General features: G+C 63.8%; 13 protein-coding genes. 7 read left to right on the forward strand and 6 right to left on the reverse strand.

All coding sequences use genetic code 11. From position 1 onward, the window contains the following. Position 1 precedes the first annotated feature (1 nt). Positions 2-1,423, reverse strand: a complete 1,422-nt coding sequence (locus AC1D1N_RS28245; protein ID WP_477352475.1) for an MFS transporter — start codon at positions 1,421-1,423, stop codon at positions 2-4. A 228-nt stretch (positions 1,424-1,651) separates the two neighbouring features. Between AC1D1N_RS28245 and AC1D1N_RS28250 the strand changes: the two genes are divergently transcribed. From AC1D1N_RS28250 to AC1D1N_RS28270, 5 genes are all read left to right on the forward strand, one after another. Beyond that, positions 1,652-1,897 (forward strand): type II toxin-antitoxin system Phd/YefM family antitoxin, encoded by a 246-nt coding sequence (locus tag AC1D1N_RS28250; RefSeq protein WP_477352623.1) that lies wholly within the window; start codon positions 1,652-1,654, stop codon positions 1,895-1,897. Next, a complete protein-coding gene (locus AC1D1N_RS28255; RefSeq protein ID WP_477352477.1) occupies positions 1,894-2,349 on the forward strand; it encodes a PIN domain-containing protein in 456 nt (151 codons plus the stop codon). The genes AC1D1N_RS28250 and AC1D1N_RS28255 overlap by 4 nt, the downstream gene beginning before the upstream one ends. A 144-nt stretch (positions 2,350-2,493) precedes the next feature. Beyond that, positions 2,494-3,996: an IMP dehydrogenase gene (guaB, locus tag AC1D1N_RS28260; RefSeq protein WP_181060787.1), complete on the forward strand. Its 1,503-nt coding sequence runs from the start codon at positions 2,494-2,496 to the stop codon at positions 3,994-3,996. Positions 3,997-4,051: 55 nt separating this feature from the next. Next, complete coding sequence (locus AC1D1N_RS28265) at positions 4,052-4,597, forward strand: hypothetical protein (protein WP_477352625.1); 546 nt, start codon at positions 4,052-4,054, stop codon at positions 4,595-4,597. A 22-nt stretch (positions 4,598-4,619) separates the two neighbouring features. After that, positions 4,620-5,039, forward strand: a complete 420-nt coding sequence (locus tag AC1D1N_RS28270; protein WP_477352479.1) for an MAPEG family protein — start codon at positions 4,620-4,622, stop codon at positions 5,037-5,039. Positions 5,040-5,053: 14 nt separating this feature from the next. On the opposite strand, the gene rnd is transcribed toward AC1D1N_RS28270, so the two are convergent. The 3 genes from rnd to AC1D1N_RS28285 form a co-directional block, all read right to left on the reverse strand. Then, positions 5,054-6,205 carry a ribonuclease D gene (gene rnd, locus AC1D1N_RS28275; RefSeq protein ID WP_112563616.1) on the reverse strand — a complete coding sequence of 384 codons (1,152 nt, stop codon included), beginning with the start codon at positions 6,203-6,205 and terminating at the stop codon, positions 5,054-5,056. A 74-nt stretch (positions 6,206-6,279) separates the two neighbouring features. Further along, complete coding sequence (locus AC1D1N_RS28280; protein ID WP_436259580.1) at positions 6,280-7,524, reverse strand: MFS transporter; 1,245 nt, start codon at positions 7,522-7,524, stop codon at positions 6,280-6,282. A 206-nt stretch (positions 7,525-7,730) separates the two neighbouring features. Beyond that, positions 7,731-8,936 (reverse strand): MFS transporter, encoded by a 1,206-nt coding sequence (locus AC1D1N_RS28285; protein ID WP_477352481.1) that lies wholly within the window; start codon positions 8,934-8,936, stop codon positions 7,731-7,733. Positions 8,937-9,049: 113 nt separating this feature from the next. On the opposite strand from AC1D1N_RS28285, the gene AC1D1N_RS28290 reads away from it, so the two are divergent. Beyond that, positions 9,050-9,808 carry a DeoR/GlpR family DNA-binding transcription regulator gene (locus tag AC1D1N_RS28290; protein WP_436259582.1) on the forward strand — a complete coding sequence of 253 codons (759 nt, stop codon included), beginning with the start codon at positions 9,050-9,052 and terminating at the stop codon, positions 9,806-9,808. Between the two features lie 43 nt (positions 9,809-9,851). Here the strand turns inward: AC1D1N_RS28290 and AC1D1N_RS28295 are convergent, their stop codons facing one another. Next, positions 9,852-10,733: a DMT family transporter gene (locus AC1D1N_RS28295; protein ID WP_436259583.1), complete on the reverse strand. Its 882-nt coding sequence runs from the start codon at positions 10,731-10,733 to the stop codon at positions 9,852-9,854. A 93-nt stretch (positions 10,734-10,826) separates the two neighbouring features. Here AC1D1N_RS28295 and AC1D1N_RS28300 point away from each other — a divergent pair, with 93 nt between their 5' ends. Beyond that, positions 10,827-11,693: a LysR family transcriptional regulator gene (locus AC1D1N_RS28300; protein WP_436259584.1), complete on the forward strand. Its 867-nt coding sequence runs from the start codon at positions 10,827-10,829 to the stop codon at positions 11,691-11,693. A gap of 27 nt (positions 11,694-11,720) precedes the next feature. On the opposite strand, the gene AC1D1N_RS28305 is transcribed toward AC1D1N_RS28300, so the two are convergent. Next, a complete protein-coding gene (locus AC1D1N_RS28305) occupies positions 11,721-12,140 on the reverse strand; it encodes a hemin receptor (RefSeq protein WP_436259585.1) in 420 nt (139 codons plus the stop codon). Positions 12,141-12,177 lie beyond the last annotated feature (37 nt).

A 12,177-nucleotide genomic window follows, 5' to 3' on the forward strand; every position in this document is an offset into this window, starting at 1 on the left:
CTTACTTCCCCGCCGTGCTCACTGGCTCCAGCGTCTTCGGCGTCGTCAGCCGGCCATGTCCCGACACCGCGTTGCCGGCATCCGGCGCCAGCCGCATGAATGATACGGACGCCGCCGCCGACACCGCCGCCACGATGAAGAAGGCGATGTGGAAATCGCCAAGCGTCAGCGGGCCGCCATGGATCGAGGTCGAGACTTCCAGGATGCCGCCGGCCAGCGCCACGCCGAGCGCGATCGACAGCTGCTGGAACACCGCCGTGATCGGCGTCGCCTTGCTGGTGTCTTCGGCCGACACCTCGGCATAGGAAAGCGCGTTGACGCCGGTAAAGAACATCGAGCGGATGAAGCCGCCGACCAGCAATATGGCCAGCATCAGCGCGTAAGGCGTCTCCGGCGTGAACAGGCCGTATATGGCGATCGATGCGGCGGCGATCAGCGAGCCCCAGATCAAAACGCGGCGGAAGCCGGCCAGCCGGAAGATCAGCGCCGTGACGAACTTCATGCCGATGGCGCCGATGGCCGAGACGAAGGTGATCATGCCCGATTGGAACGGCGTCAGCCCGAAGCCGATCTGGAACATCAGCGGCAACAGGAACGGCACCGCGCCGATGCCGATGCGAAACAGCGAGCCGCCGAGCACCGAGGAGCGGAACACCTGGTTGCGGAACAGTTCCAGCGCCAGCAGAGGGTTTTTGGCGCGCCGCGCATGCAGGAGGTAGAGTGCGCCGGAAATCAGCCCGACCGCCACGGTGATGAAGCCGATCGCCGGCGGCAGATAGGGCAGGCTGACCACGGACAGGCCGAAGACAACGCCCGACGCGGCGAGCCCGCTTAGCACGAAGCCGGGAAAATCGAGCGGCGGCGTTTCTACGGCATCGGTCTGCGGCAGGAAGCGCGTCGCCAGCCAGATGCCGATCAGCCCGATCGGCACGTTGATCAGGAAAATCCAGTGCCAGGTGAAATAGGTGGTGATGAAGCCGCCGATCGGTGGTCCCACAAGCGGCCCGACCAGCGCCGGCACAGTCAACCACGACATAGCGGCGACCAGTTCGCTTTTCGGCGTCGCGCGCACCAGCACCAGGCGGCCGACCGGCGTCATCATGGCCCCGCCTATGCCTTGCAGGAAGCGCGAGACGACGAAGGCCGGCAGCGAATTGGAGATGGCGCAGGCGACCGAGCCCAGGATGAACACGCCGATCGCGGCGCGAAACACGTTCTTGGCGCCGAACCGGTCGGCCATCCAGCCGCTGATCGGGATGAAGATCGCCAGCGACACCAGATAGGCGGTCAGCGCCAGCTTGAGCGCGATCGGGCTGGTGTGGATGTCGACGGCGATCGCCGGCAGCGATGTCGCGATGACGGTCGAATCCATGTTTTCCATGAACAGAGCGACCGCCAGTATGAGCGGAATGATGCGGTTCAACGAACGCGTCCGAACTGGCAAAAGGTGCGTGCCGACCGGGGCAAGCCGACACGAAAAGGCGGTTATCACGCCCTTACCCGGATGTCGCATTAATTTGCTGTCACTTTTGTGCGACCGCCTGCTCGCGCGGGCATGGCAGCGTTCCAAGGCAAGCAGAGAGGAATAGCTCTTGCGAAAGGCGACGCGGCGCATTATTGTAGTGAATATAACTACTATATGGGCTTTATCATGGAAGAGGCCATTTCGGCAGCCGATGCCAACCGCAAATTCTCGCTCCTCCTGCGCGGTGTTCGGGAAGGGCAAAGCTATGTCGTGACCAGCCATGGACGACCCGTTGCGCGGATCGTGCCCGCAGGGCAGCCCGACGCCGTGACTTCCCGCTCGCGCACCGCGCTGCTGTCGCGCCTCGAACGCCAGCCTGTATTAGAGGCCGGGCGCTGGACCCGCGACGAGCTTTACGAGGACGAGCGGTGAAGGTCGCGCTTGATACCAACATCCTTGTCTATGCGGAGGGGATCAACGGAGCCGAGAAGCGCGACATCGTTTTCGATCTGCTGCGCGACATGGCGCAGGAGGCCGCCCTCATTCCGGTCCAGGTGCTCGGCGAGCTGTTCGCCGTTCTGACACGTAAGGCCGGAAGGTCGCGCGCGGAAGCCCGTGACGCCTTGTTGAGCTGGCGCGACGCGTTTCCGGTTGTCGGCACCACACCGGAGGTGATGACGGTGGCGGCCGATCTCGCGACCGATCACCATTTCGGCATCTGGGACGCAATTATCCTGTCCGTTGCCTCGCAAACCGGTTGCCGGCTGCTGCTGTCGGAAGACCTGCAGGACGGCTTCACCTGGGGCGGCGTAACGGTTGTCAATCCTTTCGCATCGCCGCGCCATGCCTTGCTCGATGCTCTGCTGGGCAAGTCCGCCGAATAGGCAATCATCGGCTTTTCATCGGCGCCGCGACGTGTTACCAGCCAGCGCCAATCCTGAAAGGGAAGAAACGAGTCGGCGCTGTCCATTGCGGTCCAGCGCTTTTTTGTATTCTCCCAGCGCTTTTTCGTATTCGAAGGACTGGCCATGGCAAAAATCATCGAAACGTCCACCGGCGCGCTGGCGCTGACCTTTGACGACGTGCTGTTGCAGCCCGGCCATTCCGAGGTCATGCCCGGCGAGACCGATATCCGCACCCGCATCGCCACCGACATCGACCTCAACGTGCCGATCCTGTCGGCCGCCATGGACACCGTCACCGAGGCGAGGCTTGCCATCGCCATGGCGCAGGCCGGCGGCATCGGCGTCATCCACCGCAATTTCTCGCCGGCCGAACAGGCCGAGCAGGTGCGCCAGGTCAAGAAATTCGAATCAGGCATGGTCATCAATCCGGTCACCATCGGCCCCGACGCCACGCTTGCCGACGCGCTGGCGCTGATGCGCACCTATTCCATCTCGGGCATTCCGGTGGTCGAGAATGGCGGCACCGGCGGGCAGAAGATCGGCCGCCTGGTCGGCATCCTGACCAACCGCGACGTGCGCTTCGCCTCGGACCCGGGGCAAAAAGTCTACGAATTGATGACCCGTGAGAACCTGATCACGGTCAAGGAGAATGTCGACCAGGACGAAGCCAAGCGGCTGCTGCACCAGCACCGCATCGAAAAGCTCGTCGTCGTCGATAAGCAAGGCAATTGCGTCGGCCTGATCACCGTCAAGGACATCGAGAAGTCGCAGCTCAACCCGCACGCCACCAAGGACGCGCAGGGCCGGCTGCGCGCCGCCGCCGCCACCAGCGTCGGCGATGACGGCTTCGAGCGCGCCGAGCGGTTGATCGACGCTGGCGTCGACCTGCTGGTCATCGACACCGCGCATGGCCATTCGCAGCGCGTGCTGGATGCCGTGACCCGGGCCAAGAAGCTTTCGAATTCCGTGCGCATCCTGGCCGGCAACGTCGCCACCGCCGAAGGCACGCAGGCACTCATCGATGCCGGCGCCGACGCCGTCAAGGTCGGCATCGGCCCGGGTTCGATCTGCACCACCCGCATCGTCGCCGGCGTCGGTGTGCCGCAGCTTTCGGCGATCATGTCGGCGGTCGAGACGGCGCACAAATCCGGTGTGTCGGTCATCGCCGATGGCGGCATCAAATATTCGGGCGACCTGGCCAAGGCGCTCGCCGCCGGGGCGAGCGCCGCCATGATCGGCTCGCTGCTCGCCGGCACGGACGAAAGCCCAGGCGAGGTCTATCTGCACCAGGGCCGCTCCTTCAAGGCCTATCGCGGCATGGGTTCGGTCGGCGCCATGGCGCGCGGCTCGGCCGACCGCTACTTCCAGGCCGAGGTGCGCGACACGCTGAAACTTGTCCCGGAAGGCATTGAAGGGCAGGTGCCTTACAAAGGACCTGTGTCTGGCGTGCTGCACCAGCTTGCGGGCGGGCTAAAAGCCGCTATGGGTTATGTCGGCGGCCGCGATCTTGCCGATTTCCGCGAGCGCGCCACCTTTGTGCGCATATCCAACGCCGGACTTCGTGAAAGCCACGCCCATGACGTCACGATTACCCGCGAAAGCCCGAACTATCCCGGCGGAGCCTGACCAGAAGCCAGACCAGCAGCCAGACCGGAACGTGCTCTGGCGCAACCAGGCGACGATTGTGCTGCGGCTGGCGCGCCACGCGGGCGCGCTATGCGTTGCATCGATAGCGGTTTTCATCGCCATGACGCTGCTGGAGTTCTTCTATTTCCGCCAGTTGAGCGGCGGCCTGCCGTCGCTCGATGTGCGCCTTGGCGGTTTCACGCCGGATGAGGGCATGGCCTGGCTGACCGCACTCGGCCGGCGCGGCAGCGAGATCATCCTCGTCTGGCACTATTTGACTTTCGACCTTCTATTCCCGGCGCTGCTGTCAGTGACCATGGTCAGCCTGATCCTCGCCACAGGGCGGCGGCTAAAACCCTTTCGCGCCCTGCCGGTGCAGGTTCAGTCGCTGTTGGCGCTGGTTGTCGTGCTGCCCTACACCTGCGCCGACTATGCCCAGAACATTGCCGTGGCGCGGCTTTTGTCCGATGCGCTGTCAGCCAATCCGGATTCGCTGTCTTTCGCCTCGTCGCTGATCGTCACCAAATTCGCGCTTCTGGCGCTACCTGTGGCCGTCATCGCGGCTTTCATCGTCGCCAGCCAGCGGCGTCCACAGGCATGAGCGACAAGGCAGGGGCAACGCCATGAGCCAGACAGCAATCTTCTGGCCGATGCTGGCGCAGGTGCTGCTGGTCTATGTCGTCTATGTGGTGATGGGCCGGCGCCGCTACGGTGCGGTCAAATCGGGCGAGGCCAAGGTCGGTCAATACAAGATGCGCACGACCGAGCCTGCGTCCAGCGTCACCGTCGCCAACAATCTCATCAACCAGTTCGAACTGCCGGTGCTTTTCTACGTGCTGTGCCTGGCGCTGCACGCGACCAATGGCGTCAATTACCTGACCCTGGCCTTGACGTGGGTTTTCGTGATTTCCCGCTATGCCCATGCCTGGGTCCACCTGACCAGCAATAATCTGCGGTTTCGCAGCCGCGCCTTCTATGTGGGCGCGATCATTCTCTTGCTGGCATGGATCTGGTTCGCGCTGCACCTGCTCGGAGCCGTATAGGGCTCAAAGAAGGGTTACAGATCGAACACCGCGATCTTGCGCTTGTCGAACTTGATGCCGATTTCGCCGCGCACCAGCTTCAATGCAGCCTCGCCGAACACGGCGCGCCGCCATCCCTGCAGCGCCGGCACGTCGGCGGCTTCGCCTTCGGCAGCGATGCGGTCGATGTCGTCGCTGGACGCCAGCACTTTCGAGGCGACGCCTTCCTTCTCGGCGACGATCCGCAACAGCACTTTCAGCAGCTCTGCAGCCGCGCTCGAACCCTCGGGAGGCTGAAAGCTCTTGGGCAGCTTCGGCATCTCTTCCCGGGGCAGAGCGAGCGCCGTGTTGACCGCGCCGAGCAATGCGGTTGCCGTCGATGACCGTTCCCAACCTTTCGGCGTGGTGCGCAGCTTGCTCAACGCGGCCGCATCGCGCGGCGCCTGCTGGGCGACCTCGTATATGGCGTCATCCTTGAGCACCCTGCCGCGCGGCACGTCGCGCTCGCGCGCCTCGCGCTCACGCCATGCCGCCACCGTCTGCACGATCGCGAGCTCCTGCGGCTTGCGCAGCCGCATCTTCAACCGCTTCCAGGCATCCTCGGGGTGCGGATCGTAGGTCTCGCGCGAGGTCAGCACCTCCATTTCCTCGTTCAGCCAATGGGCGCGGTTTTCTCGCTCCAATTCGGCGCTGAGATGCTTATAGACATCGATCAGATGAGTAACGTCGGCCAGCGCGTAGTCGAGCTGCTTGTCGGACAGCGGCCGGTGACGCCAGTCGGTAAAACGCGATGATTTGTCGAGCCGGGCGCCGGTGATGCGCTGCACCAGCTGGTCGTAGGAGACGCTGTCGCCGAAGCCGCAGACCATGGCCGCGACCTGAGTGTCGAACACCGGATGCGGCACCAGATCGCCGAGATGGACGATGATTTCGATGTCCTGGCGCGCGGCGTGGAACACCTTGACCACCGCCTCGTTGGCCATCAGCCGGAAGAACGGGGCGAGGTTGATATCGGGCGACAGCGGGTCGATCAGCGCGGTGACGCCGGGCGCCGCCATCTGGATCAGGCACAGGATCGGCCAGAACGTCGTTTCGCGGATGAATTCGGTGTCGACGGTGACGAAATCCGACTTTTCAAAAGCGGCGAGAACGGACTCGAGCTCATTTTGGGTGGTGATGACGTGCATCAAATCGCTTTTTAGTACGGGTAAGGTTCTCTTTCAATTTCAGCCGTGGGCGCTTTCGTCAAGCCGCCCTTCGGTCAAGTATCCGTCGATCCGTCGGAATCGCCATTCCTGCGCGCCAGCCGCGCGAAGACAGTCGATGTGCGAAGCAGCGCCGTGAAGCGGCTGCGCTTGCCCGCCGGCACGCTGCCACGCACCTGCATGCGGTAGAGGATGACGGCGATGAGGGTACCATAGACCGCAGCACTGAATACAAACAGGGCGCCCGGTCCGAAATACTGCATCACCGTCGACGCCGCGAAGGGGCCGCCAATGGCGCCGAACGAATAGAACAGCATCAAAGCGGCGTTGATCAGCACGAACTCGCCCTTGTCGGCGCGGTCGTTGGAATGCGCCGCCGACAACGAATAGAGCGGCATGGCAAAGCTGCCGAAGATGAAGACGATGATCAGGTTGAGGGTCGGATTGGCTCCGGCGATGAAGGCCAGCGCCAGCGCCGCCAGCAGGGCGCCGCATGTGGTTACCAACAGCACCGCGCGCCGGTCCCAGCGGTCGGAAAGATAGCCCAGCGGATACTGGATGAGGGCGCCGCCAAAGATGCCGACGCTGACGAAGGTGACGACATCGGCCACCGACATGCCGATCTGCTCGGCATAGACCGGCGACAGCGTGCGGAAGGCGCTGTTGGTGACGCCGACGCAGATGCAGCCGAAGCAGCCGAGCGGCGAGATCCGCCAGACGCGGGCGAGGTCGAGCTTGACGTCTTCCGGCGGCGTCGGGTTGGAACGGTCGCCAAGCGACACCGGCACCAGCGACAGCGTGATCATCATCGACATGATGGCGAAGATCGCAAAGCCGCCGGGACCGAAGATCGGTATCAGGAACTGCGCGCCGGTCACCGAGCCGATATCGACCATGCGGTAGATGGCGAGCACCCGCGCGCGGTCCTTGTTTTCGACGCCGGAATTCAGCCAGGCTTCCATGACGGTGAACAGGCCGGCAAAGCAGAAGCCGCCGGCAAATCGGATGGCACACCACATCACCGGATCGATGACCAGCACCAGAAGCAGCGTGCCGGCCGAAGCTGTGGCGGCGAGCGCCGAAAAGGTCCTGACATGGCCGACCGCCTTGAGGATACGGGTGACGGCGAGGCAGCCGAGCAGAAAACCGGCGAAATAGAACGTGCCCATCAGGCCGATGTCGGAGGCGGAAAACCCTTCCTGTGCGCCACGCAGCGCGATCAGCGTGCCCTGCAGCCCGTTGCCGCCAAGCAGGATGCCGGCGGCGATGAGGAGAGGGATCAGCGGGCGGATGGAAGACATGCGGAACCGATGCTTAGAGCATGATCCCGAAAAGTGGGAACCGGTTTTCGGAAAAAGATCATGCTTCGACAAAGAGCTGGATGAGTATGACGATTCAACGTCATACTCGTCCAGGTGGCTCCACAGTTCTGAACCATCGGTGCGACCATTGCCAGCGGCTTATCCCGCCGCCAACAGGTGCGTGCCCTACAAAGGTCGACGGCCGTTCAAGCTTCGTGAGCCCTCGCCAACGCTTCGCCCGCTGCCGGCGCGACAGGGCTGGCCGCCGTTCGGCCAAGCGAGCCGGCTGTCAGCAGGCTGAGGATGATAAACGGGATGCCGATGCCGAAGGCCGAACGGATGCCCCAATGGTCGGAGACGAAACCGAGCAGCGGCGGACCGAGCAGGAAGGCGACGAAGGAGATCTGCGACAGCGCCGCGACATTGATTGCCGCGGAGCGGTCCGTTCGCTGGGCGGCCGCCGAGATCGCCAGCGGAAAGATCGCACTGCTGCCGATGCCCAGCATTGCAAAGCCCAGCATCGACACGAGCGGGGCAGGCGAGAAGAAGACGAGCAGCACGCCTGCCGCCATCGTCGCCAGCAGCACCCGCGCCACGCTGCTCGGCGAGTGGCGCTCGACAAAGCTGTCGGCGAAGAAGCGCGTGCTTGCTTGCGAGAATGCAAACAGCGCCACCGTGAAGCCGGCGACGAACGGGCCTGCATCGAAGACTGTGCGCATGTAGATCGCCGACCAGTCGATGCTGGCGCCTTCCATCAGCATCGCCGACAGCGTCACCGCGACGAGGACGAGGATCGGCAGCGTCGGCCGCGCCAACCTTGGCGCCGTCTCGTCATTGCCGGCGAAGCGGCTCGGCGCCGGTTCGTAACCGCCGAGAAACAGCGCTATTCCTATCGCCACCATCGGTACGACCAAGGCCAGGTGCAGTTGCGGCGATATGCCGAGATGCGCAAGTGCTGCGCCGAACAGGCCGGCGCCGAAAAAGCCTATGCTCCAGAACGAATGCGCGCGGTTCATGATGCGGCGCTTGAGCAGGAATTCGGTCCTGTCGGCCTCGACATTGAGGATGATCTCGACGCTGCCGATCATCAGGCCTACCGGAATCAGCATCAGGAACAGCGCAAGCGGCCCAGGCGCATGCACGGCAAGGGCATAGACTACCGACAAAAGCGGAACCAGCCCGAGCAAGGCGCGGCGGAAGCCGACACGCTCCAGGATCGGCGCAGCCAGCGTCAGCGCGGTCAAGGTGCCGATCGGCGTCCCGATCAGGCTGAGCCCGAGCGTGCCGTCCGCAATGCCCATGGCATGCTTGATGTCGGGCAGCCGCGGAAAGATGTTGCCCATGCCGAACGAGTAGATCGCAAACCCGGCATAGACCCGGTGTTGCGGAGCGAGGCTGAGGCCAAAGGTCATGACGGTGCTTTCAAGGAGGAGAGCCGGCGGTTGTCGCCGCCTAGTATGCTATGTATCTTGCACAAACATGCAAATCGTGCAAGAACGTGCATGAAGAAAAATAGGATCATGCAATGCTGACCGATGAGCGGCATCAAATCATCCGCGACCGCCTTGCCGTCGAGGGCAGGGTGCTGGCCGGCGAACTGGCGAGCCGCTTCGGCGTTTCGGAAGACACGGTTCGCCGCGACCTCAGGGAGCTCGCCAAGGCAGGGCAATGCCGTCGCGTCTATGGCGGCGCGGTCGCGCCCGCACCTTTCGCGTCCGCACCAGTCGGCCTGCGCGCCAGCCATGCGGTCGAAGAGAAGACGCGGCTGGCCCGCGCGACCGTGGCATTGCTGTCGCGCGGACAGACCCTGTTCATCGACAGCGGCTCGACCAATGCCGCGATCGCCCGGGCCATCCCGCGCCACCTCGACCTGACTGTCGCCACCAATTCGCTCGAAATTGCCTCGGCGCTCTCGGACCACGCCTTGATCGAGCTGATTGTGCTGGGGGGGCGGTTCGACCGCCACCTCGGCGCCTGCGTCGGCGCCGACACGCTTGCCGCCGTCGCGCAGCTTGGGGCGGACCTGTTTGTTCTCGGCTCCTGCGGTCTCGATGCCTCGCGCGGCGTGACGGCCTTCGATTCGGCGGAGGCCGAGGTGAAGCGGGCCATGGCCAAGAACAGCACAGGCATCGTCATCGCTGTCACCAATGACAAGCTGGCCACCGCCGCACCCTACCGGGTCGCCGGGCCCGAGGCGATCCGCCATCTAGTGGTCGAAAGGACCGCGCCGGCCGCGATCCTCGCCGATTTCGAGCGTCAGGGCGCTGAGATCCATTTGGCTTAAAGGAAGCGCGGCGCGCTGGCTGTTCACGCGAGCGGCTTGACCGTCACAGGCCGAACCTTCTGGTGGCTCCCGAAGCGATCGCTATTCCGGCCAGCACCGCCGCGAGCCCGACGAGCAGGTTGGCGCTAACCTGTTCGCCCAGCAAGACGACGCCGAAGATCGACGCCGTTACCGGATTGACCGCAACCGAGACGGCAACCAGTGTCGGCGCGGCGCGCCTCAGTGCGAATGCCCAGAGAAAGAAAATGAACGCGCCGCAGACGATGGCCAGATAGCCGCTCGAAATCCACTGCGGTGCATTCAGCGTCGCAAGTCGTGCGAGGCCGCCGTTTGAAGCCGCAAGGGCCGACAGGCAGACCGCACCGACGCCCATGCCAAACGCCACGAACGGGATCGGCGCGGTGCGCGACAGGAATGGTCGGGACCACACGCTGTAGAGCGCCATGCAGAACGCCGCCGTGACCATGATGAGGTCGCCGCGCCACGCACTTGCGGGAGCCGTCGCCAGGCTCGTGCCGAGTGCTGCGGCCACCCCCGCCATGGCGATCAGGACGCCGGCGATCTTGCGCATCGTCGGCGGCTCTATCCGCAGCACCGCTCCGGCAAGCATGGTCAGCAGCGGCAGGGTCGAAAGCGCCAGCGCACCACGCGCCGCCGTCGTGTAGAGAAGGGCTCCATTGAAGAGCACCGGAAACAGACCGAAGAACAGCAGGCCCAAGGCGCCGGCACCAAGCCAATCGCTCTTCGGCGGCCATGTGTCCCGCCGCCAGAGCGCCACGGCGACCAAGACCAGAAAGCCACCACTGAACCGCACCGCGCCGATGGTGAGCGGATCAAGCGTGCCGGCGAGATATCGTGTTGCGCCGACGGCAGTGCCGCCGAGAGCGCTGGACAGAATCGCCGCGAGCACGCCCAGAATTTCCATTGTTTCCCGACCTTGCCAGTTCAGCGCCAGCGATATCGGGCAGGCTGGTCGAAAGGAATCGAATAAGCGCAATGAGTTTGATAATACTTGGCTATGAATACTCCAAGCCTCGACCCCGAACTGCTGCGCGCCTTCGTCGTCGTTGCCGACCGGCTGTCGTTCACGCGCGCCGCCGAGCAGCTCAATCGAACCCAGGCCGCCGTCAGCTTGCAGGTGAAACGTCTCGAGAAGCGCCTCGACACCGCCCTGTTTCGCCGCTCGACCGCTCGCGTCGAACTGACGGCCGCCGGGGAGGGCTTTCTGACCGATGCGCGCCGCATCCTCGCCCTCAACGAGCAGGCAATTGCGCGTGTTTCCAATCAGCGTGTGGCCGGGCAGGTTCGCATCGGGGTGATGGAAGACTATGGCACCAGAATCCTGCCAAGCCTGCTTGCCGACATTGCCGAGCGATTTCCGCTCGTGCAGGTCGACATGGAGATCGGTCTCACCGCCTTGCTGCTCAAACGCCTCGGCTCATCCTTTGACGCGGTCATCGCAATGCATCCGGAGGGCACCACCGAGGGTGACCTGATATGCCGCGAACGAGCGATCTGGGCTGCAGCGTCCACCCGTGCCGTCGAGGAGCTCGATCCGCTGCCCGTCGCTCTGTCCTATCCCGATTGCCTGTTTCGCGCCTGGGCTATCGAGGCGCTCGACAAAGCAGGCCGGCCATGGCGACTGGCCTATGTCAGCCCGAGCCTCGCCGCCACGGAGGCAATCGTCGAGCAGGGCCTGGCGATCACCGTGGTCAAAGGCAGCATGCTGGCGCCTGGCCTGCGCGGTATCAATCCCGGCCGTTATGTGCCGCCATTGCCCGGGGCGGAGATACGCCTTCATCGCGCCGCAACGTCTTCCGCCAGCGCGGCATTGGTCGTCGATCATCTTGCACACCGCCTCGGGCAATCGGCCCTGGGCTCCTAGCTGGGGAGCCAGCTTAAAAGCAATCGTTCAAACCGTGCTGGAATTCGGCGTTTTCATCGACGCAGCGTGTACGATGAACGCTTCAATATCTTCCTTCGAATAGCCAAGAAGAGTGCCTTCAAGCCTCGCCAGATCATTCGATGTGAAGATGTCAAAGGCCTCTCCGCTGCGGCACATTCTGGAGATCAACAAGCTCAGTTTGCAGCGCCATTCTTCTGTCGGCAGGCAGTAGCGGCGATCTTCCACGGACGTTTTTGGATCAATGTGGGTGAACTTCAGGATGCGGCCTTCTTCGACAAACGGTGCAAAGCCCGTGTCACCAACATCTTCGGCGTCCATACCCGGTTCGGCCCCGAATAGGGCCATTGGTTTGTCGCCTTGAAGCATCAGTTCCAACTCGCGGCCATTATGTGGCCCGACACCCGGCGGGACTGTGCGTTTTGGCATGAAGCATCCCCAGATTGCTCAAGGACTGCACTGTCGC

The sequence above is a fragment of the Mesorhizobium sp. P2_B5 genome, from assembly GCF_056404775.1.